Genomic DNA, 22,992 nt, shown 5'->3' on the forward strand with positions numbered 1-22,992 from the left:
CTGGCTCTGGCTCTGGCTCTGGCTCTGGCTCTGGCTCTGGCTCTGGCTCTGGCTCTGGCTCTGGCAGGATTTGTGTATCATTTGGGTTTTTATGCCAGCCATCTTTCAAATAACTTTCAAGTTCATCATCGTTGACAGTAATAATTTGAAGATTCATCCCCCAAATTTTCACATCACCATTAGCTTTATAAAGCATCGTTTTCATTTTTTTACCCCCATTACCGAATCAATAATTACCCCATTATCAGTCAGTAAATACACCAACTCGCCATCAGCCAAATTAAATGCTTCACCATCAATAAAAATTTGACTGGCGTATCCTTCTTTATCCTTATCGCTACGGAAACTACCCGCCTGAATATAAGTAGCTGGCAAGGAAGGCAATTGCTTTTTAACGAGCATGGGTATCTCCAATAAAAAAGGGAGCCGAAGCTCCCGAATAACAACGAGGGTTTATTTTTGACCTGTCAGCCCAACACCAACTGCTTCAGGTCGTTTGGTACATGCTGAGTACCACACGGCAATACGACATTTACCTTCGAGGGTAGAAATATCCCCCTGATATGCAACAACGCCATTTAGACCGACAGATGGGATGCTGAATGACTCAGTTTTCATTCCACTGAACAGCGCATGATTAAGAGGGATCGGCTGTGACAGCAGAGTGATTGAGTCATCAGCCCAGAAGATATTTGTCTTGGCAGTTTTCACGTTAATGACACTGATTGCAGCCCCTGCCGCCAGTGAGGTGTTAACGTTGGCATATGCACGCTCTTCCGGTTTCAGAGTCACATCATCCAGAGCGATAGGTTTCGGCATGATAGTGATGTTGTTACCCTCAACACCAACAACCGCAAACGTTGCGTCCTGAGTGAGTAAATCTTTTGCCATCTGTGAGATAAACTTAACACCGGCAAAGCTGATCTTGTCGCCGCGCTTAAATGCAGAACCATCGCTAACTTTAACTACTGCTGTGCGGTTATCAACGTTCTCGCGGTTACCATCAACATCTTCCTTCCACGCTTCAGGCTTAAACTTCTGTGCGCCATCAACAGTAACACCTGTCGCAGTAGCCGCTTTTAGCGTTGGAAGTTTAGGTGAGCGAAGAACATCTTCAAAACCTGCAACTTGCTTTTGAATGGTTCCTGATTTGTACGCTTCCTCTTGAATTCGTCCATATAAATCTTTACCAACCAAGTTATAACCAGCTTTTAGGTAATCGTCAGGGTTAAAGAAGTAACTCAACCCTTCATTGCGGTTTAACTCACGAGAGAAGATAAGAGATTCGGCCTGAGACACAAAACCCCAAGAATCTGCGCCATTTGAAAGATCACCTGCATCAGCAATAACTAAAGATGCCGTGTCTGCTGCTTGCTTAGCAATTGAAGTCTCAACGTTATTAGCCAACTTTAACCCAGATGCACGAATGCGACGACGCAATGAGGTTTCATCGCGCACATCATCGGCACGCAAACCAAAGAAGTCATTATCAGGAACGCCCATGTTACATTTAACAGAAAGCTCCAAGATGCCTGTCGCTTTATTGGTTAAATCCCAACCTTGTTGAGTCGGTGCTTCTTGCTCTACTGGCATCCAGACTGTATTTTGTGAGCGTTGCATATCACCAGCTGGAGGTGTGTATTTACCTACACGCTGAGCCATCGGGCAGTTATTTTCGATAGTGTTTACTACTTCATCCACCATATAGGTGATGATTTGACCTTCATTTAAAGCCATTATTTTATTCCTTGTAATTTAGCCTTGATAGCGCGGTACTTTTGTACATCACCTTTACTTGCTGCATCATCCATTTGCTTTTGTAATGCCGAGACATTTGCCGCTGTAACATCACCACTAATAGGTTCGTCAGCAGGAGGTGCAGATGAACGTTGTGATCCGCGAGGCTTGAGAGTTAAACGATCAGCTAATCGAGTTAGCTCAATAGTTGTTTGGACTGGGTTTTTGCTAAATAAATCTTTGGCTTTTTCTGGGTTTGCACCCAAGTAATAAATGATTGCGGCTGATTTATCTGGGAAGTTTTGAGCAATTGCTTCATAGACACCTTGCGGTAATACTTGCAATGCAGAATCTTCTTTTTCCTGATAATCAGGCAGGTTTAACTTCTCAGCCGCATCATAGTGCGCCTTGATTGCATTAGCTACTTGTTGACCTTGCTGTGTATATTCCTGAGTTTTACGCCCCTGATCAGCCACCGCTTTACTTCTTGCATCCAAAGCTTTGTTTTGCCACTGCAATAAATCAGCTTGGAATGCTGCGTTTGCTTTGTGTGTGTCGTAGTCATATTTTCCTAACGCCTCATCAGACAAATAATCATCTAATTTAGGCATTGCAGGAAGTTCAGGTTTTACACGCAAGTGTTCTGGAAGCTCGCCGTTTTCAATAGCTTTAACCTGCTGTTCTATTTCTTTCTGGCGTTTGCGAGCGATACGCTTTGCCGCTTGAACAGCGTTGTTATTGGGCTTTCCTTCCTGTGTGATCTCATCGTCTTTCAGTACAATATCGAAGCCTTCTTCTTGTCCTGCGTTACCGTTGGCATTATCGATAACTGAGCCATCTGCGGATGCCGCCGCCTGATCGCCAGACAGGATTAATTCTTCAGATTTATTCTGAATTTCGGTGGTTGTGCTCATGATATTTAACTCTCTTACATGGTTTGAGGATTTTTCTCGACGTTATTGTCGGTAGGAATATTTTGTTGTTGCTGTTGTGCAACCTCGTTCAGAAGTTTAATTGCTTGCATCACTGCGCCTTGCTTCAAGTCCTCAGCCTTAGCTAAGGTCAATGTAGTATTAGCCTGTGATTCAAGTGCATTATTCTGAGCGGTAAATGCTTTGATTTGCGTTTCAGCCATGCGATTCTGTGCGTTAACCAGCTCGGCTTCCGCTTTCTTCTGCTCGGCTTGTGCTGCTACCATCATTGGATCTTGATTGCTTTGTGCTGCTTGCTGAGCTTCCATCAACCATTGTTGCTCTTCCTCGGTCTCTGGTTTCTTCAAGCCATTAACAATCAATTCCTTGTTGGCGTAATCTCTGATGTATTCAACGCCCTTGCCTTCCATCATATTTGCATATGTCAGCATCATGACATTCCACATTGGATGCTCTACTGGAACCTTGGTGATAAGCTCGCCTATCTCAGCTCTAGCAGCATCTTTTTGTGATTGGAAAGATGGTCCTACATCAGTAAATGTTTCGTACTTGCCTCGGATATCATTGCGAACAATCATTTCACCTTTGCGGAAGTCTAACTCTTCCTGCATTAGCTCAATCTGACTCTCACCTCCATCCTCGGCGGTTGTTGTTACTGTTCGATTTGTGTCGTATATCTCAGCTGCAATTGATGCATAAATTTCACCATCACGGCGCATTGCGATAGCTAAGTTATCCTGAAATACATAGGTTTCTAGGTCGATGCGGCTATTAAGCTGATTGACAGTATCAAACGCTACTTGCCCATTAGCCGCCTCAGTATCAACACCGACACGAGCTGTTGACTTAGCAGCTTCGGTTGCAACCTCTAGGAGTAGTGCGTCTGCTTGTGAAACCTCGGCATTCTCCATATAAGCAACAGGTGAAGGGGGAAGATCAGCATTGTTCTCATCAGTACGGTTGAGTAGATAGTAGGGATAGTCATCCTCACCACTAAACATGTGTTCATACCCTGCTATTTGCTCAGGGAAAAAGAAAGGCTTCTTCTTAGGTGACTTAGCAGCGGTGTCAGCAGACTTGGATAAGATGAAGTTACGCAGTCGTTGAGCATCCTTTGATAATCTGACAACTCCTTCATACAGTTCATTATCATCAAAGAATGACCACTCACCATACACAGGAACAATTGGAATATGCTCGCCAGCTATCGGCATTCTATCTTTCAGAATACCTGTGCTAGTGATGATTGACTTATAGACTCTACGCTTTTTAACTTTACGCTCGCCTACTTTTTCATAACCAGTATTAGCCAGCTCATCAATCTTTTCTTTCGCTTCCTTTGCTGAATATGTTTGAAGGTCATTAGTTAGCGGATCACGATAGACAAATACTAACTCTTTCTTTTCCTCTACCTCGTAATACTCAGCAATATGAATTGTCTTTCCATTCGACCAGGTGAAAAGTAAGTCGTTATTAGGTGACTGGAATGATGGTTGAATGTCAGGATCTAACCCGTACTGCTCAGCGAATAACTCCCACCCATTAACATTCATCGCGTGAATTATCGTGCAATTCTTCGCGTCAGACTTATCCATTGCCTTGGCGTTACAGTCCCAAATAACGTGAGTGCAAGACTCATGCATTGGAACACGTCGGATAATCTGATTATTGCTAGTTGGGTTATCGTCCTCATACTCAGTAACGAGTCGCCAAGCACCGTAACCACATTCTATTTGCTCTCTTACTGCCACGTTAACGGCAATCTTTGAACTATTGTTTCGCATGTCGGTTCGATACATGCCCATGAGAATATCAGCGGCATCGGCTGGAGCGTTATCCTTTGGTCTGTACTGAACCTCAATAGGATTCTTACGCATCTCAGCAACGAGCTTACGAACCATTGGGCGCACTACGTCAAACTGACCTCGATATTGCAATGTGACGTAGCTTTCAAGCCAATCATCCCACTGGCTAACGCGACTAAAGAATAAATCGTTTCTCGCCTCCGTTCTGGCATTTTCAGATGCAGAGTAATCGAGGTCGAATTTGCGAAGTATTTTCTCAAGCCGCTCGTTTCTATCGACCATCTCTATCTCCTAATAGGTCTAATTGGGGCTGGAATTCTCTTTTCTTTAGACTTTTTGATATCACGCAACTGCTTAGCGAAGCGCCTCATCATGTAGGCGTAGCGAACAGCATCAAGCACGTCGTCGTTTGTTTTGACTATCTTCCCGTTTTCATCACGGTGATATAGCCTGAACTCTTCAAAGAATGGCTCGCAGGTATTAAATACACGGAATCGGTTATCAAGCATCAGATCACGTAACTCATTAATGCCTGACTCAACTGAGTTGCCACCCTCTGCAAATGTTGCATGCTCCTTCAACATCAAGAAACCAGCATCTACATACTGAGTTTTAAGTTGCTCGCCACCACCCTTTTCATGCTGATGACCATCATGAGGCCAAGCCACGGGGGCTTTTTTTGCCCATGATTTAACAGCACCCCATGCTTGGACTGCCGTGTTTTCCGACTTCTTCCACACTCTAGCAAGATAAAAAACATCCTCATCTTTATCCCACCACAACTGGATATGAGCCTGCGGGTGATTCCAGCCGAAATCCTGACCATCGATAATGTAAAAGTGCTCAGGACATTCGAAAGGATGACACTTAATAGACTCTTCAGGTATTTGGTAAATCCTGCCACTACCCATTGTTGGGATACCACGAGCACGTGCTTCTCTTTCATGCTCTGGATATGAAGCGACAATTCGCTCTTTCTCTTCTTCGGTGTAGTGATCAGCATCATAGATAGTCATATTGACTACTTTCTGGGCTTTAGATGGATTCTTGAGAAACTTCTCTACTACCGTAGACATACCCATTAACGGGGTGAATGTTAGAATGGAAAACTGACCATATTTGTTGGTACGAGTTAAGCCTTCAGAATAGATTGAATATGGCGGCTCTTCATCGAACCACACGCCATGTATTGTGTCACCCTGCCACCTAGCGCGCCCTTGCGAGTAAGGTTTGAAGTAGCAGATTGACATCCCATCTTCCACGCCTTCAGCATTGCGGTGTCGGATAAGTATGTGATCTACAAGATTTGGGTAAAACGGTGATTTTTTCCAACTAATAACATCTTCTTTTGGAATTGAGCCGTAACCTATCTCACCTGCTTCCTCTACTCGACCACATAAGATACGCTGAGTTGTTTTGGTTACTGTTTCGTTGGTCTCACCACCAACCCACCATACATTAGGCTCAAGGAACCGCTTACCTTTCCATTCTCCTTTCCATGCGCCATCTTCGGGATAGCCTTTAGTGCCCGGATATCTTCCAGTTAAGTGGAATGCAACCTCGGCGCCACCTGTATATGATTTACCCAGCTGGTTACCCGCCATAAAGCAGCGCTCGAAGTAATCACTGCCAGCATTAATAAATTCTCTTTGCTTGTCATAGGGAGAGTATTCAAATAAACGATGCGTTTTTCTGTACTCTTCCTCTTCTTCCAATAACTCAAGTAACTCGAATTGCTCATCGTCATTCAAGTTATCAAGTATCTGATCCAGATTTTCCACGGTTGAATAACTCCTTAATTCGAGAGCGTCGCTTGTCACGGTCTCCCTTATCTGGAGTTACATCCTCGACCTCTTGTCTGTCTTTGAGACCTAAATCACGAGCAATAATATTTGCATTCAGTAAGTCAGCGGCAGCGCCTGAGAACTTCTGATCGTAGATAACTTTCTCAGCTCGCGTAGTGACCTCGATAAAATCTTCCTTAGCGCGATATAGTCGCCATGTATCTTCGTGTATATCAATAAACAAACAAAGCCCTGATAGCGTCATAGCTCGCATTTTAGGCAAGGTCTCTTTAGTCACCACCCCTTGGAATGCAAACGCCTTAGTTTCATACAGTGGATTCTCTTCAACCCACTCAAAATATTCACAGCAAGCACTCCATAAATCATCAGGCGATTCGAATATGGGCTTTCTTCCGTGACTACTTCTAGCCTCCCAGAATCTATTTCCTTTTGGTGCGGCCATATATCCCCCTTTAATCAATTATCCAGCCCACTCGTAAATGAGCTGTGTAATTAACTACTGTGCAAATAAATCTAGTGCTTGCTGAGCATCACGGGCGGCTTTCTGTGCTCGCGCTACAAACTGAGCTTCTGTCTGGCATGTTTTGTATGCGTCTTTGAATAACTCAAACTTGAGTGCGTCATCTTTTACGAACTCGATAGCTGCTTGAGCCGCTGCGGTATCATTGCCAACCAAACGCAATAGCTCTAAACGCATTTGATTCTGTGCTGTAATTTCTGTCATTTGATGTTCCTGTGTGAAGTTAATCGCAACCATCATCACGTATCACTACGTTACTTTGGTCACTTACGGCTTACCCGTCAGCAAGAAGGATCACCTCCTGTTACCTTGTCGGGGTTATTCTTTGGGAATGCTTTTATCCAATTCTTCACGGAATTTAACTGGATTCTCTGAACCTTCTACTGCCATGATATTTCTCCATTAAAAAGCCCCGCTATTGCGAAGCTCGTTGTTGTTCAATTTCCCGTATTGCTTTCTTGCAACAGGTGCTCGGCTAGCTTTTCAGAGAATACATGTGCATATTTAGAACCCATTTCGTCATAAGAATATTCAATTGGGTCGTGCTGTCTCATAAACCCTAAAATTTTAGCCGCTAAAGCATCTTTATCTTCGTTCATCGTAAACACTCCGTTCTAATGTAATCCTGCAAATACAAAGTTTGCTGTTCGTTTTCGACTATCATTTCTCTGAGACGTAAATAATCTTGTTCAACTGTTTTGTTAAGTCGTGCGGTGGCTTCATCGCTTCCGCTTTCGGTGGAATTCTTGTTGACTGCTGGACATTCAGCTTTGACGTACACCCGCTTGTTACCAGAGTTAACAGCATCACGAAGAGTGTTGATTTCATTCTTTGCACTGGCTAACTCCTGTGAATGTCGAATATCGAGTTGATTTAATCGAGTGATACGGGCTTGATAGTCTTTGTTGATTTCGACTTGTTGTGAGAGTTGCTCAGTGAGTGATTTATTATCATGTTCCAGAGCAGTATTTTTTATACTTTCAGTAAGAAACATGACAACAAAAATAACCATCCCAACAACAGTCATATTCTCCATCACCCAAGAGAAACCTTTCCAGATGATCGCTTTCATATCACTTAACGCCATTGTGCTCTAACGAGTAGTGATTGCCGTCATTGAATCGACCGCCCCACGTACCGCCGATAGATTCCCAATATTCACCAAGTAATTTATGGTCACTTGATGCCGTTAGATATTTACCGTCTTTAAATAGGTTGAAATCCACAGCTAGGCGTTGTGTATGTAAGCTGTTTTTAATACCCGAACCTGATTTAGCATTTAACTGTGCTTGCTCTGGTGTTCGGTATGCTTCCGAGAATGTCAGCTCATATCCGTTGTCGTAGGCAAAAATAATTAAGTCCGCAATCATGCGAGTGAACTTGCGTTGTTTCTCACCGAGTGTCATTTTTACTAACCCCTCTAAATATTTGCATCACATTCCCACGACTAAGAATTATTAGCGCGCATAGTGTGATATTGATTCCGACTTCAAATGGATCTGCATGCGTGTAGTCATTCGTTAATATTCGTAACGGAATCGAACCTAGTAGAATAATGAGTACCCACGCTATAAATGACGGGATAAATTTATATTTAGCACCGTTGCGGTCATAGTTAATGAGTCGAATAACAGCAAGTAGACATGAGAAAAAGTTGATGTAAATCCAAAACATTGAGATGGTCATCTTCCACCTCCTCTGAATTTATCTATCAGGTTGTTAATAACGTTGTTGATACTGTCCGTGAGCGCACCAGGTTTAGATATCGTTACTAACACACCAACCAAACCAGCCGATGAGAACATGGCACCAACAGAGCGATCGACCTCTCTATTTCCGACAATGCCACTCAGTAGTGATGACATGAAATCAGCGCCTAATATCCCAATCGCAAATGCAACTGTGAAATACGCCCATCGCTTTAACAGACGGATATCATGAGCAGACAATACAAATATCACCGCCCCTGCGAACGCACCGATAACAACACCTGCGTCCATACCTGAATAGAGACCTACAATAGAGACACCCGCTAACGAGGCGGTTGCTGTGCCTGTTAACGGCTCTTGCATATATGTAGTCCTGATTAATTAATAGAACGCCGACTCACAGCTCTTGTGTGAACGCGAGGTGTTGTGATTGATTCTGTGGTCGGCATATACGAAAAAAGACCGCCTAAGCGATCTTCTGAATGTGAACTATCCGGTAATTCCGGATGGTTGGATTACCACAATGCAAATAAGCACTCTGGATAAATATCAAAAACTTATTCCCTCGAATTCGGGGAAATTAAAATAGAAAGCCCCAAACGTATCGCAAACCAGATTTCTCCGTTCTACGTAGAGGTTATGAGGGGCACTGTTTCTGTAACAAAAAACCCCGCCGAAGCGAGGTCTTGAATGAGGTAAGTAAACTTAAGAGTCACGTAAAGCAACTTACCTTATAATTGTTGCTCATTTGCTCATTTATGTCAATAGCAAAGTTCAGCAATATTTTTAACTTTAGCTACACGTTTACGATTATTCATTGCATTTCGCAGAGGTTCGTACAATAACCACTGTGCGGCCTTGAGCTTTTCGTCAACTTCTCGCCTTAATGTAATTAACGCAGGTTTCTTTAGCTTCCCTCCTGACCTTGTATTCATTTTGCGTGGTTTTGCAACTCGGTGATAGTAAGATGCAATCGACAACTTAGATGAACCATGAGCGTAATAACTTAGTAATATTCCATAAGCCTGTGTGTCAGTGGCGATGACTGAATCTACGACCTGAGAAATCAACATTCCTTCATCATCATTGCACATAGGTCTTGATGGGTTTTTACTTGGCTCTACTGTTTGCATGAATTTATAAATCATGTTGATCATGCGAATATCGATACGACCAGAATATACCCACGCTCCCCACAGATTTAACCATCCATCTAGCCAGCGAAATTGCTCATCCGTTAATTCTTTCTCTCCGATATAGCTCATCTCGCCTCCGGTAATACTGTGTGATAATCATCATTCGCAGTTGTATATAAAACCCTGACTCCATCCATCAGCCCGCTGACTACTTCCATATAGTTCATAATCTGCATTACACAGAAGTTAACTCGACCGCCTGATTTGGATTTTAAATATCTGGCTTCTTCAATAGCTGCGATTAAGTCAGTGAGCATCATCTATCTCCCATATCATGATATCTAATGAGCCATGAGTAACCTTTTCACCTCGACGGATCCGCATATCATCAATCTGGCTATCATCTCCCCAAAATTCGGCATGAGTTAACGAATCGAAAACTGCTTTTGGCAAGTTATCGAGGTCTCTTTGTCGTTTATCTGGGGGATTTGCTGTGATGACTATTTTGATGCGGGAAGTGGTTTTGACGTCTAGGTTATGTTGCTTGATGTAATCTGTTACTTGCTTTCGATAGTTAGTGCCTTTGGATGAGATATAATGGCGTCCTCTACAATGCCTCCAGTACGTATTATTGCTCGGTGGCCACGGCAATTTTAAGTGATACTCGTTCATACCTTAATCTTACCCTCCTTGATGAGAATATCCTGAGTACGAATAACGCCTTCTAAATGACATTGCTTTGCGTATTCAGCATCGACGTAGTGAGTACGTCTATCTGATTCATCGTGACAAGCACTACATGCCCAAGCACCAAAAATATCATTAGGTTTTATTCCGGTACCACAAATGCCAGACATTCGATAATGAGCTAAGACGACAGTTTCAGAATTGCCGTTACACACTCCAGGTATTCTAATTTGGCATTCACGACCTCGAGCTTCTTTGCGTAAGTTCGCCATCTCCCTCTCCTTTGATTTTATCCATCACTTCCAAATGAGCGTATTCATCAGCACACTGAGCACACACATAAATTTCTTCATCTGTTAGCGGTCTATCGCATGACATGCAGTTCATTGCGAACCCCTTTGAGTAACGAGTCTATTTTCATCAGCATCGGATTACCCATACCTGCCGTGTTTGCCTTATCGACAAATGACAATCCACACATAAAATCATCCAGCACTTTTCTAGGTTTCTTTGCTTCAACTTTCTTTGCTTTTGGGAAGAGCGGAAGGTTAGCCAATCGCGCTTTTTCAAACTGATTTCTTAGCCGAGTAATTGCATCATCTGTTACTGCGTAGTTATTGATTGGGCGAGTGCGTTTACGGCTCTTCGTTTCAACATGCTCTACACACTGGAATGCAAGTAACTTTCTCAGAATCGTTCCTGCTCTTGCGGGCGTTAATCCCGTAACAGATGAAATAGTGTTGTGATTAAATGAGATATATTCACGACCAACCACTATCACTCGCGCATAAGTCCTGTATTGTTCTTCGGTCATAATCACTTCCTGTTTAAGTTATGGCGGTTAATATGCTCACGGCGACTTTCTTCTAAACGCTCTACCTGTTTTTGCGCTCGATTTAATTTTTTATCGATGCGATCCAGTTCAACCACTGCCTCTAACCAGCTACGCTTTTCACTTTCACTTTTAAATTCAGGAGGTAGAAAACCTCTTTTCACAAACTTCTTTTTAGTCATTTCCAACTCAAGACTAACGACTTCATCTTCAAAGGTTTTCTGACTTTCTGTTTGCAAACATTGAGGAATGACTTCCATCCACTTTTTCATGCTCTCTAGTGCGTTATTTCTCTTAGCCATTATTTTCTCGCCCTCCGCTTCTTGGCTTCTCTGTTTATCTTTGCGTGACCTGTGATTCGATTAGTTGATGTGTGGTGGCTGCACCAGTAGCTATTACGATTGATAGCCCACAAGGCGTTCTGTGATGCTAGTGACGCCATAACGATCGCCATTTTTGATATACTGTTCATCTCTCTTGTTGCTCCTTGAGTTTCATATACTGTGATTCTTTCGGTATCGTCACGAAACAACCTATACCTACCGCCCAGCGTTCAACCTGCTCCATGAAGTGGAACATTTCACCTGTATCAAGTTTTGATGTTTTTCGAAGTGACCTTACGCGCTCTGTAAGCTGTGTAGTAACGTCAACCATATCGACCACCTCGTAACCTAGGAATGTATGCTTAAGCATTTCCTTGACGGTTTCAGGCGTGTAATTAGACTTGTTCTTGCATAGATATTTACTTATCTCTCCGCACCACATATGGAAAGTGGAATTCTGAGATAGTGAACGCTTGTTTTTCCAAGGCTTGATAATGATCCGGTGTGGTTGGTTTGTTGCTAGAACTTCTTTGAGGTGTTGCCATGCTGCGGCTTTGGTTGATTCGTGGAAGAGAAAATCTGCTTCCAAGTCAGCCTCCTAATCATTTTTCCAGAAACACATTGTTGAAGTTTCTGCAATCACAGTAAGGACACACTAAAACAACACAGTCATTTTTCTGTACTTTCTTAAGCTCCTTCATCTCTGAAACTTTACGGCAACGACGACACTTTAACTTATCACTCACTGTTAGCTCTCCTGTTCAATTTATTCAAAATCGTGTAGCCACCTTGATAGGTTCGAATCGACAATTTCTGTGATTTCTTTTTTCCTACTACGCTTACAATTTATGTAAGTTGCTACGCTGTAAAGTGGATAAAGAAATGGAGTTGATAGCGCAATAAACAACATAAAAGACAGCATCAAAATAGTTATTGGTAGCTCTCTAATTTCACTATCTAGCCAAAATAACCAATTACGAGTTTTCATGTATTCAGCGTATGCATCAACTGTATGCGCCATGCAATCAATGAAATTAAAGTCATAACCTGCTACTGTCGCCCAAACTGGCCTGTGAAGAAAGTGCTTAAGCGTAACTGGATATTGTTTGTAATACTTCATCATTCACCCTCTGGCATTGGTGGGAGTGGCAAAGGCATCCAGTGAGTTATTTGATAATCGTCATCCTGTTCGGAAAAATCGTCTTCGCTGATGAATTGATCTGTACTTTTTGACCATAACCAAATCCATCCGTCCTCACCTTGCTCCTGCGTTCGGGTAAATTTATGGTAAATAAATCTACCGTCATATTTGCTAAACCAGCCTGCGAATACTGACGTATTGATTTCAGGTAGTGAATCACTCACCTTAACCCAATTAGTTCCCTGCATTAGATGTCTCCAATTATTCTTTTCAGTTCAAGTTGAAGCAGTCGCTTAAGCACTTTTTCGCTTCGGTAATTTTTGAAGAACCTTCGGTTATAGTCTTTGCAGTTCTTTATGTATTTTCTTTTCCTGAAGGTAGCCTCGTCGGCATAAGCCCATAGGAGATCTTTATAATTAGTTCCTTTCATCTAATAATCTCGCTTACTGAAATATTCAATTCGCTCTAAGTTGTTGTATGTTTTCCCTCTTGGATAACAACTGCGAATTTTACGAGCAAGGCGTTTTTCCTCAGGCATTGAAAGGGATCTGCGCTTGCTATCCATTAGCAATCCATGAGCTGTAATCTGTGGAGTTTGCAGCCAGTTTCTATTTTTGTGAAAAATTATGCTCATCTAAAAATCCTCTTGCGTGTTATCTGAAGCCGTGCTTTTGCTTCAAATTAGCGATTATTGATAGTGATTTATTGCGGCTTGTTGGTGTGACTTTGTGTTCGACTTGAAGCACTGGTGCTGGAATGTTTTCACCTGATTTAATTCTTGCCGTCATGATCCGTAACTCTTTGGCGCAAAGCTTTTTAACCTCGCTATCAGTTAGGCTTTTACTTCGCATCTCAGAGTAAATTTTGGTAACCATCCAGTAGCAAGCGTTTGATGGCCATTTCATTTCACGCCATCCACGCATTTTGCAGTATTCTCGATAGAGTTCGTAAAGCTGATCCTCATTAGGCAATCCAACCGCTAGAGATTCACCTTGTTTACACCATTGAATAAACTGACCTGGAGCGGGAAGAAATGGGTTCTCTTGTTGTCTGGCAATTTTCATCCCTGCGTTTATTTGGTCTATCGTTCGAATATTGTTTTCAGCAAATGCTTTTGTCCACTGGCGTTTAAACTCGTTTAAATCCTCCTGATCTTTGAAGTTTGCCATTGACGCTGGGAATGTTGCTCGAAGTTGCTTGAATAACTCATTGAATACTTGCGCGGTATGCTCTCTGACTGGCTGTGTTTGCTGTAATGGCGCTGAATTGCTCATTGCCTGTAATGCTCTACCATCCCGTTGCTGAATGGCAGTAACAAGTGATTTCATATATCAACTCCCTCCATCCATTTTGTGTCATCAAAGTCTATCTTGGGCTTCTGTGAGATTTGGTTACTAATTGCTGGTTTACGATTAGGTTGCTGACTTTGGATAACCAGAGTGTCCCACTTCTCACGTAGTTTTGCGGGAGATAACACGTTGCTACACCAGAACGAGTCACGATTAGCCCATTTAAACATTCTGCAAATATCTTGGTGTGCATGTCCGTCTAGCTGTCTCATCAGGCGAATATCGTTAGCCCATGTTGACCAGTTAGGCTCTTTAGTCGATGGGCTAACTATCAGGACTTGCGAGTAAATCCATTGAGCAGCTTTCAGGTCATCAGCATTTCCCCACTTGTTACCTTTGGGTGAGCTAACAACCGCATCAGGCTTAACGGCTAAAACTTTTTCAGATGGTCTGTCAGAGGATTCGTTAGAATTCTCGGACGATATATTAGTTATTTCTTTTTTCTTTAAAGTATTTCTTTTGTGTGTCTCCAAGCTAGAGACACCGCTTGTCTCTAAGTTAGAGACTTTTTTAGTCTTCAAGTTAGAGACAGTGTCTCTAGATTGATTTTTCCATGCTGAAATCTCTTTATTAACTCCAATTTTATTACCATCCTTTATAATGTAATTCATTGAAATTAATTCTTTTTTAGCCCTATTAACATTTTGTCTCGACAGTCCTGTTATCTCAGCTAATTGAGAATCTGCAATTCGGTCATTTTTCTTAGCAAATCCGTATGTCTTTCTGATTAAAGCCAGCATAACCCTAAGTTGCCTTACTGTGAGATCACAACATGAAAGAGACTCCAGCAACTCATTAGCGAGTTTTGTATAGCCATCTTCCAGTTCTGCCATGCGTGGTTTCTCCGGTTCAACAGGGAATTTATATATCTCCGCTGTATTCATGATGACCTCCATATCTGTTTGTTAAGTAAACAGAATTCATATATAATTACTCCATTAATTAGCTGTATCAGCAAAAGGAAAGCTCAAAATCAGCTTCCCTTTAATACTGGTTATTGATACAGTGTATTTGTTAGTCTAAATGGTTAAGTCCATTTGTTGAGAAGCCTCACCATTCGCAGTGGTTGAGGCTTTTCTTTTTGGTGCTTTGACATGTTCAAGCATCTGAATTAATGCCCTAGCCTCATCACCTTGCAATATCACTGTGTCATCTGGTGCCTCATACCCAATAGCAACTAAAAGCCTTGCACAACGTTGTATGAAGCTTAATTGCGTTTTAGATTGTTGAGATTGCCAGCGAGATATTTGTGATTCGTGAATGCCCGTTCTTTTCGCTACTTCTCTAGCGCCAGTAACAAGTATCCCTTTCATGATTTTTGATTCGATTTCTCGAAATTTGCGTTCGTTTGATAGTTCCATTTGTTAAATTCCTTCTTAGATTACTTCCCATATTGGGAACAGCAGTAATGATCCGTGGCTCATTCCATATGAGCTGGTATTGATATGTTCCACAGTGGCGGAACCTAGATTGTTAAAAGAGCGGGTGAAACTAAGCAGCAAGTAATTTTTTTTGGCTAATTGCCAGTAAGTCTTCAGCTTTTATTTTCCCTTTGGATAGGGTTTGGATTGTTTTTGCATAATTCGTTTTTCCAAAGAACTCTGTTTTTGGTAAAAAACCGTTATCAATCCATTTATAAACAGCTCGCTCACTTACTCCGCATGCCTTTGCTACTTCTGCAACGCCAATCTGTTTAATTGGCTCCCTTAAATCGTGCATAGAAGTCTCCTTAATGAACTTTCGGTACATATATTAGTTGAACTGACAGTTCCTTTCAAGATGTTTATTATTGAACGTATGGTACAAATTAATAACGTGCGTGAACTATTTGCCAAGAGGCTTGCGCAGGCTTCAAGAGATGCTGGTTTTGATGACCATGGCAAAGCGACAGAAATAGCTAATAAACTTGGCGTAACAACCAAGGCTGTTAGTAAATGGTTTAATGCTGAATCACTACCAAGACAGGAGGTGATGAATAAGTTAGCTAAATTACTTTCAGTGGATATAGTCTGGTTGCAACACGGCCAGGAGAATGTAAATAATTCAAATGTTAGTAATCCAAGACCTTATAGACCAGCCCCTAAATACCCTGTAATTAGCTTTGTTCAGGCTGGTAATTGGACTGAAGCCTGTGAGCCATATACACTTAGTGAGATCGATGAGTGGTATGAGTCTGAAGTTGCTGTTCAGGGATCTGCATTTTGGCTTAAGGTTGAGGGAGACTCAATGACAGCGCCAACGGGCATCAGTATTCCTGAAGGATCATTGGTTCTAGTTGATACAGGAAGAGAACCTATAAATGGAAGTTTGGTAATAGCTAAGCTTACTGATACGAATGAAGCAACATTCAAAAAACTTGTCTTGGATGGAGCTAAATATCTTAAAGCGCTAAACCCTGCTTATCCTGCAATTACTATAAATGGTAACTGTAAGATTATTGGCGTTGTAGTTCAAATGATGATGCGATTTGTCTAATTTATGAAAATAATAAGGTGCAGTAATGGCAAAATACTTATTACCTTTTTTAATAACTATACCAATTTACGCTAATGCATATTTCCTTGATGGGAATAAGTTAGATTCATATACAGCATCATTGGACAAATCAAATAATGGAGAAGTTCTATCTATTCAACAGGTTATAGATTCATCTACTTTTTTAGGTTATGTTGCTGGTGTTTTTGATTCTGGCATTGGTATCTATTTTTGCCCAAAAAGTAATCTGGAGTACAAACAGGTAACTGATATAGTGACTATTTATTTAAGATATCATCCTGAAAAGCGCAATGAAAAGGCATCCGACTTGGTTATTCAATCATTGTCAGAAAGATTCCCCTGTAAGAAATAAATAATGTCACAATAAAAAGCCCACCTTGTGGGTTTTTCATTATTTATGCATAAAAAACACCTCATCACTTAAAATCATTACATTCTTTTAAAAAAATTATTCTTAAAAAACAAACAAATATACTAAAAGTACATTATATTAATAAAATATTGTACTTTTGGTTCTTGATTTATGTGAACTATTGGTTCAATATATAACTCATCGAAGGCAAGGAGCCATAGATAAACAGGATGTTCGCTCTTTTACAAATTAACTCCCGCCATTGTGGGAAAGTTTCAAAACTCCAAGTGAGTATTGGGATTGGTGAATGCGCAGGCTGATGCGACTTGGATTTTGCCCAGTTAGTTAAGGTGAGATGACGCAAAAGAAACGTGGCTAGGACACACCATAGAGATGACTAATTTCATCCATGTAGGAGATCAGCACCTACCGCCAATCACCAATACTTACTAACCGAGGGTAAATTATGGCTCAAATTACTTACTTACCGCGCACTGGTAAGACAAATTCAAAGATGCGCCGTTATGCAGCCAGAGGTGAATTAATGGCGCGTAAAGCTTTAGAAGAAGCTAATCGCGGTCGCACTACTGAGGAAATATGGGATTCAATCATTAAGCCAATCGATGAAACGGATGTACTGGCAAGTTTGGTGTTAAGTCTCAAGTCAGCACCAGATGCACGCAAAGCATTAAAACTGAAAAACAATCCGAGCAGTGAGTTCGGGGTGACGGCACGTTGATTAATAGATAGGAGATAGAGATGGAAATTAAAAGTTTATTAGATGAAATTGAAAAAACAGAGTGCGCCATACGGCAGGCTGATAATATGCTTAATCTTAACAATGAAACATCAATTACTTGGGTGGTTTGCGCAAATAACAACACTTCTTACAGAGCGTTTGCAGACCAAGAGTTTCTCATTGATGCCGTTAAGTCTCAGCGTGAAGTATTTATAACTCGTCTGCAAAAACTACAAGAAGCAGTAGCTGTAGTTGAGAAAGTTATCGATGGTCTTGTTTGATTGCTAGCATCGTGCTTAGTTAATAACGGAGGGAGTATGACAGATAAAACAGGTGGGGCGGCTTTTCCAGCGAGATGGCATCAAGATATACAATTTGTAGCGCAGGAAGGTATGACGTTGCGAGACTATTTCGCTGCTAAATGTATGCCAGCAATCATTAACTCATTAAATGGCTCTGTTGTATTTGAAGAATGCAAAGGAGATTTTGATTTGTATGCAAAACAAGCCTATGTCATGGCAGATGCAATGTTAAAGGCTAGAGGGTGATATGGAATTTAAAGGTACTCCTGCACCATGGTATGTAGTAGAGCGACCAGATCGGGATGGATGCATACACACTGCCACTTTAGAAGATGAAAATGATAATGAAATTGCAAATCTTGGATTGAACGTTGATCATTACGACATGCTTTTAATCAAAGCCGCGCCAGAGTTATTGGAGGCACTGATTGAGATTCGTAAATTAGTTGCACATCACGATAAAGCTGATTTAGCAATCGCAAAAGCCCTCGGTCAGCAGTAACCCATCACTTAATCATTCATATCGCTATTAATAGTGAGGAATACGCACATAAGGAGTTAATTATGGGTGATGTAGGAGATGATTTTCGCGCATACAAGGAGATGGTAAAAGAGCGAAAATTGGAGCGACTAAAAAATAATACGGAGCAACTAAAGGATATAGATATTCCGTACACCAGAGATTCAAGTGGAACTATTCACTTTCAAACAAAGAAAGGAAAGGTTCTATTTTATCCAACAACAAACAAATATCAGCACAAGCGCAGCGTCAAGCGAGGCGGTCTACTTAAGGCTGTTGAGTTAGCAAAAAGCCTCGGAATCTAACCCACCGCACCAACACCAGAGAAACCAAATAACAATCGCTATCTAAATAGTGAGAATTTCGCATGAACATAGACACTATATTCAGCGCCCTACTTCTATTCGCAGTCATTTCATTAAGTCTAATTATCGCAAGGTAAATTATGAAAATTAACCAAGATATTTTCCGTCTGGCGCAAGCTCAGGCGCAGGTAGCTATTCGCCAGAAATGTGAGGATATCTGGTGGTTAGCAATGGAATTACTCAAAGAAAGCTATCAGGAGGGTTTATGCAAATAGCCTTCAAAAATGCTCAAGGAGTGAGGGTTAACACGGACGGCAAGACAGTCATGGAATTTGACGAAAGTGGCAAGCTTAGTATTGAGACAGGAAGTTTCGCTGAGTTGGCCAAGCTAACGGAGATTGACCCGGTTGAGGCAATGGAATATGTGCTCGATTGTGACGATGAATCGCTTGAAAGGATTATCAATGCGATAGGCAAGGAAGCCTTTATTAACAGGATATTGAGAGTTTCTAAGCTAAGGAGGGTTGCGTGATTACCAGCACCTACGGACTAAGAAACGACTGGTACGAACGCCAAATGGAAAAACAGGTGTTTGTTAATTCTCAGGAAGAGAAAATATCAGTTGATGAGGTTATGGATAGCCTACCAGAAGAACTACTGTGCATGGATTTAGCAAGGAAGTTAAATCCTGTATTTGAAATTAGCCCTCAGGCACTTGACGCAGTTTTAGATGGAATTAGAACAGCAATACAGATAGGGATAGATAAGGAGGTTTTAGGATGAAGCCCGGTATCTATTACGATATTTCAAATGAGGACTATCACCATGGATTAGGGATCAGTAAATCTCAGTTGGATTTAATAAGTGAAATGCCAGCCGAATATATTTGGAGCAAGGAAGCTCCTGTTGATGAAGAAAAAATAAAGGCATTGGATTTCGGGACTGCTATTCACTGTCTTTTGTTAGAGCCAGATGAGTATAGTAAGCGGTACAAGATAGGACCTGATGTAAATCGAAGAACCAACGCAGGAAAGCAAGAGGAAAAGGAATTTCTCGAAATGTGTGAAAAGGAAGGCATCACACCTATTACTTATGACGATAACAGGAATTTAATGCTCATGAGAGATAGTGCAATGGCGCACCCTATCGCAAGATGGTGCTTAGAGGCTAAAGGAGTAGCTGAAAGTAGCATCTATTGGAGCGATGAAGATACGGATATTCTTTGTCGTTGTAGGCCAGATAAACTCATTCAAGATCACCATTGGATTGTTGATGTAAAAAGTTCTGCTGACATTCAACGGTTCGATCGTTCCATGTACGAATATCGATACCACGTACAGGACTCATTTTATTCTGACGGGTATAAATCATTAACTGGTGAAACACCTGTCTTTGTCTTTCTCGTTGTAAGCACAACAATCAATTGCGGTCGATATCCCATTAGAGTTTTCAATTTAGACCAACAAGCAAAAGACATCGGTCGAACAACCTACAAACAAAATTTAAGAACGTATGCAGAATGCCTAAAAATGGATGAATGGGCAGGCATACGCACATTATCACTGCCCTATTGGGCTAAGGAATTAAGGAATGAGTAACCCACCATTAGCTCAAGCTGACTTGCAAAAAACTCAAGGTACAGAGGTAAAGACCAAAACAAAGGACCAGCAACTAATTCACTTCATTAACCAACCAAGCATGAAGACGCAGTTAGCAGCCGCCCTTCCTCGTCACATGACACCAGACCGCATGATACGAATTGTAACAACGGAGATTCGCAAAACTCCAGCACTTGCAAATTGTGACATGCAGAGTTTTATCGGTGCTGTTGTGCAGTGTTCACAGCTGGGATTGGAGCCGGGCAATGCCTTAGGTCATGCTTACCTACTCCCATTCGGCAATGGTAAAGCAACGTCAGGTCAATCGAATGTGCAACTAATCATCGGCTACCGTGGAATGATTGATTTAGCTCGACGTTCAGGGCAGATAGTAAGTATTTCAGCTAGAACAGTAAGGCAGGGAGATAGTTTCCGTTTTGAGTATGGACTTAATGAAGACTTAACGCATGTGCCTGGTGAAAATGAGGATTCGCCAATTACTCATGTTTATGCTGTCGCAAGGTTGAAAGATGGCGGTGTCCAGTTTGAAGTTATGACAAATAACCAAATTGAGAAAGTTAGAGCATCAAGTAAAGCAGGACAAAATGGTCCTTGGGTTTCTCACTGGGAAGAAATGGCGAAGAAAACCGTTATCCGTCGTTTATTTAAATACCTACCCGTCTCTATTGAAGTGCAAAAAGCAGTCATTCTTGATGAAAAAGCAGAGGCTAATGTCGATCAGGAAAACTCATCTGTATTTGAAGGTGAGTTTGAAGAGGTTAGCCAAAGCGCCTAACCACCCTACCCGTTTAACCAAAGGAGAAATACCATGGCTTTATGTGACAGTCCATATAAGGACAGAGTTTTAACAGAAGAACAAAAGGAAGATTGCTCATACTGTGATCATTGTGATGTGGAAATACTAGATGACGATAAAGTTTTTGTTGGTGGCGATACTGTTTATTGTTGCGAGCAATGCTTCATCGATAGCCAATAACCAAAGGATATAACCATTAATCAGTGCAAGGATGCAAACAGGAGATAGATATGAAATTAAAAAGTGGCGTTATGTCATGCCCTCATTGCGGTAATGATTATTCATTCTATGTAATTCATACAGCATCGGGTAGCACTAGTTATTTTTATGGTTTTAATGGTGATGATGCAGATAACACTCACCTGTGGGATGGGGTTAGGTTGAAGTCTAAAAAGACGGCTTTTTGCGGTGAGTGCCAGAGAAGCCTTGGTTCTGTTATAGATGATTAACTCGCAGGGATGCAATGCAGAGGAATGAATAATGGCAATAGTTCAATTTTATATAGCAGGCAGTAAAGACGAAAACCCATCAAAAATTACTAACAACCTCCGATATGAATTACCAGATGATCATAACTTCAGTGCTGATGATGACCTAGATTCATGCATTGAAGCATGTGCGGAATATTATCACGCTGATTGTGACGGATGGGAAGATAGATGGCCATTGTTATTCATGTTGTGGATTGACGACCAATATCTTGGCACGTTTGAAGTTGAGTGTGAATATGATCCAGTGTTCTCAGCAAATAAGGTGGAGTGAATATGAAAGAGCGTGGAATTATTTTTAATGCTGAAATGGTGCGCGCCATTTTAGATGGGCGTAAAACTCAAACACGGCGCATCGTTAAAAATGTAATGCCTGATAATGGAATGTGGCTAAAAAAACCGACCAAAACAAGAAGTGGCACAACTACGCATGTATTGGATGCTCCAAAATATAATTTATGTCCCCTTGGTAAAGTTGGCGATCGTCTTTATGTTCGTGAAACGTGGAGTGTAGTCAGTCATGAATTTGATGATGATGGGTTGATGATTGATTATGTTCCTGATAGGCCAACTAAAGCTGTACATGAAATGCCGTATGGCCATGGTTATTACACTGGACATGTCATTTACTCTGCTGATGGTGATTTCACATGGAGTGACGATGATGGTTGTATTGATGGTCGTTCTTGTTGGAAACCATCTATACACATGCCTCGCTGGGCTTCACGCATTACGTTAGAAATCACTGATGTTCGTGTTGAGCGACTGAATGATATCAGTAACGATGATGCTAAATCTGAAGGTTGTTGGTATGGGCGTGGAGGTGGAGTTCCCGATAAGGCTATTACACCTAGCGATCAATTTCCTACTTTATGGGAAGAAATATATGGAGATGGAAGTTGGTCGTCTAATCCGTGGGTGTGGGTTATTGAGTTTAAAAGGATTTAATAATGGATAAATCAAGACAGCAGTTTGAAGAGTTTATTAAGTTTCATTTGGGCGACAAAGTGGATGAGAATACATTTGAAACAGCAAATAACGGATTAAATTATTCTTATCCATACGTTGACCTCATGTGGATTACTTGGCAGGCATCACGCGAGAGTTTAATTAATGGTTTGGAGCCTGTTGGTTGGATGTATCCTGTATTTCAGGATGATAAAATGCGATTCACAACCGATGCTGTTGCATCTGAAAATATAGATATTCATTTTCAATCTCATGGTTCGCCACTTAAAGTAACTCCACTCTACCGCCTAGATAAATAACCATACAAATAATCGGATATGTATTACTCATGCTAATGCAGGGTTCTGCACATCTATAGGAAATCAAAATGATATATTTAAGTTTGTTCAACGGAATATCCGCTGGACGATTAGCGCTGTCTCGCGCTGGA

45 protein-coding genes are annotated in these 22,992 nt (G+C 41.4%); 17 read left to right on the plus strand and 28 right to left on the minus strand.

Going from position 1 to position 22,992, the window contains the following annotated elements; all coding sequences use genetic code 11:
• The 28 genes from JEP71_RS17010 to JEP71_RS17140 form a co-directional block, all read right to left on the minus strand.
• Positions 1 to 205: hypothetical protein (locus tag JEP71_RS17010; protein WP_198626637.1), on the minus strand; the 205-nt coding region annotated here is incomplete at its 3' end.
• The gene (locus JEP71_RS17015; RefSeq protein ID WP_198626638.1) at positions 202 to 402 is read right to left on the minus strand and encodes a hypothetical protein; all 201 of its coding nucleotides are present in this window, start codon (positions 400 to 402) and stop codon (positions 202 to 204) included. The genes JEP71_RS17010 and JEP71_RS17015, both read right to left, overlap by 4 nt.
• Positions 403 to 453: 51 nt before the next feature.
• Positions 454 to 1,737, minus strand: a complete 1,284-nt coding sequence (locus tag JEP71_RS17020; protein ID WP_198626639.1) for a P22 phage major capsid protein family protein — start codon at positions 1,735 to 1,737, stop codon at positions 454 to 456.
• Positions 1,737 to 2,651 (minus strand): scaffolding protein, encoded by a 915-nt coding sequence (locus tag JEP71_RS17025; protein WP_198626640.1) that lies wholly within the window; start codon positions 2,649 to 2,651, stop codon positions 1,737 to 1,739. The genes JEP71_RS17020 and JEP71_RS17025 overlap by 1 nt, the downstream gene beginning before the upstream one ends.
• 14 nt (positions 2,652 to 2,665) lie before the next feature.
• Positions 2,666 to 4,756: a portal protein gene (locus tag JEP71_RS17030; protein ID WP_198626641.1), complete on the minus strand. Its 2,091-nt coding sequence runs from the start codon at positions 4,754 to 4,756 to the stop codon at positions 2,666 to 2,668.
• 2 nt (positions 4,757 to 4,758) lie between these two features.
• On the minus strand, positions 4,759 to 6,255 hold the full coding sequence (locus tag JEP71_RS17035; protein ID WP_442958818.1) for a terminase large subunit domain-containing protein: 1,497 nt from the start codon (positions 6,253 to 6,255) through the stop codon (positions 4,759 to 4,761).
• Positions 6,230 to 6,721: a DNA-packaging protein gene (locus tag JEP71_RS17040; RefSeq protein ID WP_198626642.1), complete on the minus strand. Its 492-nt coding sequence runs from the start codon at positions 6,719 to 6,721 to the stop codon at positions 6,230 to 6,232. The genes JEP71_RS17035 and JEP71_RS17040 overlap by 26 nt, the downstream gene beginning before the upstream one ends.
• 54 nt (positions 6,722 to 6,775) lie before the next feature.
• Complete coding sequence (locus tag JEP71_RS17045) at positions 6,776 to 7,003, minus strand: DUF2560 family protein (protein WP_142836734.1); 228 nt, start codon at positions 7,001 to 7,003, stop codon at positions 6,776 to 6,778.
• A 233-nt stretch (positions 7,004 to 7,236) separates the two neighbouring features.
• Positions 7,237 to 7,398: a hypothetical protein gene (locus tag JEP71_RS17050; RefSeq protein ID WP_198626643.1), complete on the minus strand. Its 162-nt coding sequence runs from the start codon at positions 7,396 to 7,398 to the stop codon at positions 7,237 to 7,239.
• A complete protein-coding gene (locus JEP71_RS17055) occupies positions 7,395 to 7,871 on the minus strand; it encodes a lysis protein (RefSeq protein ID WP_232797665.1) in 477 nt (158 codons plus the stop codon). Before JEP71_RS17055 ends, JEP71_RS17050 begins: the two co-directional genes overlap by 4 nt.
• Position 7,872: 1 nt before the next feature.
• Positions 7,873 to 8,205 carry a M15 family metallopeptidase gene (locus tag JEP71_RS17060; protein WP_049257603.1) on the minus strand — a complete coding sequence of 111 codons (333 nt, stop codon included), beginning with the start codon at positions 8,203 to 8,205 and terminating at the stop codon, positions 7,873 to 7,875.
• Entirely contained in the window at positions 8,192 to 8,485 is a 294-nt protein-coding gene (locus JEP71_RS17065; RefSeq protein ID WP_049257602.1) for a phage holin family protein, read from the minus strand. The genes JEP71_RS17060 and JEP71_RS17065 overlap by 14 nt, the downstream gene beginning before the upstream one ends.
• Positions 8,482 to 8,871: a putative holin gene (locus tag JEP71_RS17070; protein WP_198626644.1), complete on the minus strand. Its 390-nt coding sequence runs from the start codon at positions 8,869 to 8,871 to the stop codon at positions 8,482 to 8,484. Before JEP71_RS17070 ends, JEP71_RS17065 begins: the two co-directional genes overlap by 4 nt.
• Positions 8,872 to 9,269: 398 nt before the next feature.
• The gene (locus JEP71_RS17075) at positions 9,270 to 9,773 is read right to left on the minus strand and encodes an antiterminator Q family protein (RefSeq protein ID WP_143475253.1); all 504 of its coding nucleotides are present in this window, start codon (positions 9,771 to 9,773) and stop codon (positions 9,270 to 9,272) included.
• Positions 9,770 to 9,964, minus strand: a complete 195-nt coding sequence (locus JEP71_RS17080; RefSeq protein ID WP_232797669.1) for a hypothetical protein — start codon at positions 9,962 to 9,964, stop codon at positions 9,770 to 9,772. The genes JEP71_RS17075 and JEP71_RS17080 overlap by 4 nt, the downstream gene beginning before the upstream one ends.
• Entirely contained in the window at positions 9,951 to 10,316 is a 366-nt protein-coding gene (locus tag JEP71_RS17085) for a RusA family crossover junction endodeoxyribonuclease (RefSeq protein ID WP_198626646.1), read from the minus strand. The genes JEP71_RS17080 and JEP71_RS17085 overlap by 14 nt, the downstream gene beginning before the upstream one ends.
• Positions 10,313 to 10,603, minus strand: a complete 291-nt coding sequence (locus JEP71_RS17090) for a DUF1364 domain-containing protein (RefSeq protein WP_063108505.1) — start codon at positions 10,601 to 10,603, stop codon at positions 10,313 to 10,315. The genes JEP71_RS17085 and JEP71_RS17090 overlap by 4 nt, the downstream gene beginning before the upstream one ends.
• A gap of 92 nt (positions 10,604 to 10,695) precedes the next feature.
• Complete coding sequence (locus JEP71_RS17095; RefSeq protein WP_198626647.1) at positions 10,696 to 11,145, minus strand: hypothetical protein; 450 nt, start codon at positions 11,143 to 11,145, stop codon at positions 10,696 to 10,698.
• Between the two features lie 2 nt (positions 11,146 to 11,147).
• A complete protein-coding gene (locus JEP71_RS17100; RefSeq protein WP_198626648.1) occupies positions 11,148 to 11,465 on the minus strand; it encodes a hypothetical protein in 318 nt (105 codons plus the stop codon).
• 166 nt (positions 11,466 to 11,631) lie between these two features.
• Entirely contained in the window at positions 11,632 to 12,075 is a 444-nt protein-coding gene (locus JEP71_RS17105; protein WP_198626649.1) for a YbcN family protein, read from the minus strand.
• A gap of 13 nt (positions 12,076 to 12,088) precedes the next feature.
• Positions 12,089 to 12,232: a hypothetical protein gene (locus JEP71_RS17110; protein WP_198626650.1), complete on the minus strand. Its 144-nt coding sequence runs from the start codon at positions 12,230 to 12,232 to the stop codon at positions 12,089 to 12,091.
• Positions 12,233 to 12,252: 20 nt separating this feature from the next.
• Positions 12,253 to 12,609, minus strand: coding sequence for a hypothetical protein (locus JEP71_RS17115; protein ID WP_198626651.1), 357 nt, complete (start codon positions 12,607 to 12,609; stop codon positions 12,253 to 12,255).
• Positions 12,606 to 12,875 (minus strand): DUF551 domain-containing protein, encoded by a 270-nt coding sequence (locus tag JEP71_RS17120; RefSeq protein WP_198626652.1) that lies wholly within the window; start codon positions 12,873 to 12,875, stop codon positions 12,606 to 12,608. Before JEP71_RS17120 ends, JEP71_RS17115 begins: the two co-directional genes overlap by 4 nt.
• A 182-nt stretch (positions 12,876 to 13,057) precedes the next feature.
• Positions 13,058 to 13,192 (minus strand): hypothetical protein, encoded by a 135-nt coding sequence (locus JEP71_RS17675; RefSeq protein WP_269836788.1) that lies wholly within the window; start codon positions 13,190 to 13,192, stop codon positions 13,058 to 13,060.
• A gap of 88 nt (positions 13,193 to 13,280) precedes the next feature.
• Positions 13,281 to 13,955, minus strand: coding sequence for a replication protein P (locus tag JEP71_RS17125; RefSeq protein WP_198626653.1), 675 nt, complete (start codon positions 13,953 to 13,955; stop codon positions 13,281 to 13,283).
• Complete coding sequence (locus JEP71_RS17130; RefSeq protein WP_198626654.1) at positions 13,952 to 14,860, minus strand: replication protein; 909 nt, start codon at positions 14,858 to 14,860, stop codon at positions 13,952 to 13,954. The genes JEP71_RS17125 and JEP71_RS17130 overlap by 4 nt, the downstream gene beginning before the upstream one ends.
• A 135-nt stretch (positions 14,861 to 14,995) precedes the next feature.
• Complete coding sequence (locus JEP71_RS17135; protein ID WP_198626655.1) at positions 14,996 to 15,337, minus strand: CII family transcriptional regulator; 342 nt, start codon at positions 15,335 to 15,337, stop codon at positions 14,996 to 14,998.
• A gap of 130 nt (positions 15,338 to 15,467) precedes the next feature.
• Positions 15,468 to 15,695, minus strand: a complete 228-nt coding sequence (locus tag JEP71_RS17140; RefSeq protein WP_109391285.1) for a helix-turn-helix domain-containing protein — start codon at positions 15,693 to 15,695, stop codon at positions 15,468 to 15,470.
• A gap of 78 nt (positions 15,696 to 15,773) precedes the next feature.
• On the opposite strand from JEP71_RS17140, the gene JEP71_RS17145 reads away from it, so the two are divergent.
• The 17 genes from JEP71_RS17145 (at position 15,774) to JEP71_RS17220 (ending at position 22,861) form a co-directional block, all read left to right on the plus strand.
• On the plus strand, positions 15,774 to 16,451 hold the full coding sequence (locus JEP71_RS17145; protein ID WP_109391417.1) for a LexA family protein: 678 nt from the start codon (positions 15,774 to 15,776) through the stop codon (positions 16,449 to 16,451).
• A gap of 25 nt (positions 16,452 to 16,476) precedes the next feature.
• Entirely contained in the window at positions 16,477 to 16,824 is a 348-nt protein-coding gene (locus JEP71_RS17150) for a Rap1a/Tai family immunity protein (RefSeq protein WP_198626656.1), read from the plus strand.
• Positions 16,825 to 17,338: 514 nt separating this feature from the next.
• Positions 17,339 to 17,563, plus strand: a complete 225-nt coding sequence (locus tag JEP71_RS17155) for a hypothetical protein (RefSeq protein WP_232797666.1) — start codon at positions 17,339 to 17,341, stop codon at positions 17,561 to 17,563.
• A gap of 20 nt (positions 17,564 to 17,583) precedes the next feature.
• Entirely contained in the window at positions 17,584 to 17,844 is a 261-nt protein-coding gene (locus JEP71_RS17160) for a hypothetical protein (RefSeq protein ID WP_198626658.1), read from the plus strand.
• Positions 17,845 to 17,880: 36 nt separating this feature from the next.
• Positions 17,881 to 18,111, plus strand: coding sequence for a hypothetical protein (locus tag JEP71_RS17165; RefSeq protein WP_198626671.1), 231 nt, complete (start codon positions 17,881 to 17,883; stop codon positions 18,109 to 18,111).
• A gap of 1 nt (position 18,112) precedes the next feature.
• On the plus strand, positions 18,113 to 18,367 hold the full coding sequence (locus JEP71_RS17170) for a hypothetical protein (RefSeq protein WP_198626659.1): 255 nt from the start codon (positions 18,113 to 18,115) through the stop codon (positions 18,365 to 18,367).
• Between the two features lie 62 nt (positions 18,368 to 18,429).
• A complete protein-coding gene (locus tag JEP71_RS17175) occupies positions 18,430 to 18,690 on the plus strand; it encodes a hypothetical protein (protein ID WP_004247709.1) in 261 nt (86 codons plus the stop codon).
• Between the two features lie 140 nt (positions 18,691 to 18,830).
• Positions 18,831 to 18,965, plus strand: a complete 135-nt coding sequence (locus JEP71_RS17680; RefSeq protein ID WP_255310961.1) for a hypothetical protein — start codon at positions 18,831 to 18,833, stop codon at positions 18,963 to 18,965.
• Positions 18,956 to 19,222 (plus strand): hypothetical protein, encoded by a 267-nt coding sequence (locus JEP71_RS17180; protein ID WP_198626660.1) that lies wholly within the window; start codon positions 18,956 to 18,958, stop codon positions 19,220 to 19,222. The genes JEP71_RS17680 and JEP71_RS17180 overlap by 10 nt, the downstream gene beginning before the upstream one ends.
• Positions 19,219 to 19,473, plus strand: coding sequence for a hypothetical protein (locus tag JEP71_RS17185; RefSeq protein WP_198626661.1), 255 nt, complete (start codon positions 19,219 to 19,221; stop codon positions 19,471 to 19,473). The genes JEP71_RS17180 and JEP71_RS17185 overlap by 4 nt, the downstream gene beginning before the upstream one ends.
• Complete coding sequence (locus tag JEP71_RS17190; RefSeq protein ID WP_198626662.1) at positions 19,470 to 20,288, plus strand: PD-(D/E)XK nuclease-like domain-containing protein; 819 nt, start codon at positions 19,470 to 19,472, stop codon at positions 20,286 to 20,288. Before JEP71_RS17185 ends, JEP71_RS17190 begins: the two co-directional genes overlap by 4 nt.
• Positions 20,281 to 21,084: a recombination protein RecT gene (recT, locus tag JEP71_RS17195; protein ID WP_198626663.1), complete on the plus strand. Its 804-nt coding sequence runs from the start codon at positions 20,281 to 20,283 to the stop codon at positions 21,082 to 21,084. The genes JEP71_RS17190 and recT overlap by 8 nt, the downstream gene beginning before the upstream one ends.
• Before the next feature lie 33 nt (positions 21,085 to 21,117).
• Entirely contained in the window at positions 21,118 to 21,285 is a 168-nt protein-coding gene (locus JEP71_RS17200; protein ID WP_198626664.1) for a hypothetical protein, read from the plus strand.
• 50 nt (positions 21,286 to 21,335) lie between these two features.
• Positions 21,336 to 21,554 carry a hypothetical protein gene (locus JEP71_RS17205; RefSeq protein ID WP_198626665.1) on the plus strand — a complete coding sequence of 73 codons (219 nt, stop codon included), beginning with the start codon at positions 21,336 to 21,338 and terminating at the stop codon, positions 21,552 to 21,554.
• A 31-nt stretch (positions 21,555 to 21,585) separates the two neighbouring features.
• Positions 21,586 to 21,867, plus strand: a complete 282-nt coding sequence (locus JEP71_RS17210) for a hypothetical protein (RefSeq protein ID WP_198626666.1) — start codon at positions 21,586 to 21,588, stop codon at positions 21,865 to 21,867.
• A 2-nt stretch (positions 21,868 to 21,869) separates the two neighbouring features.
• On the plus strand, positions 21,870 to 22,541 hold the full coding sequence (locus JEP71_RS17215) for a hypothetical protein (RefSeq protein ID WP_198626667.1): 672 nt from the start codon (positions 21,870 to 21,872) through the stop codon (positions 22,539 to 22,541).
• A gap of 2 nt (positions 22,542 to 22,543) precedes the next feature.
• Positions 22,544 to 22,861, plus strand: coding sequence for a hypothetical protein (locus JEP71_RS17220; RefSeq protein WP_198626668.1), 318 nt, complete (start codon positions 22,544 to 22,546; stop codon positions 22,859 to 22,861).
• Positions 22,862 to 22,992 lie beyond the last annotated feature (131 nt).

The sequence above is a fragment of the Proteus sp. PR00224 genome (genome assembly GCF_016238105.1).
GTDB lineage: Bacteria > Pseudomonadota > Gammaproteobacteria > Enterobacterales > Enterobacteriaceae > Proteus.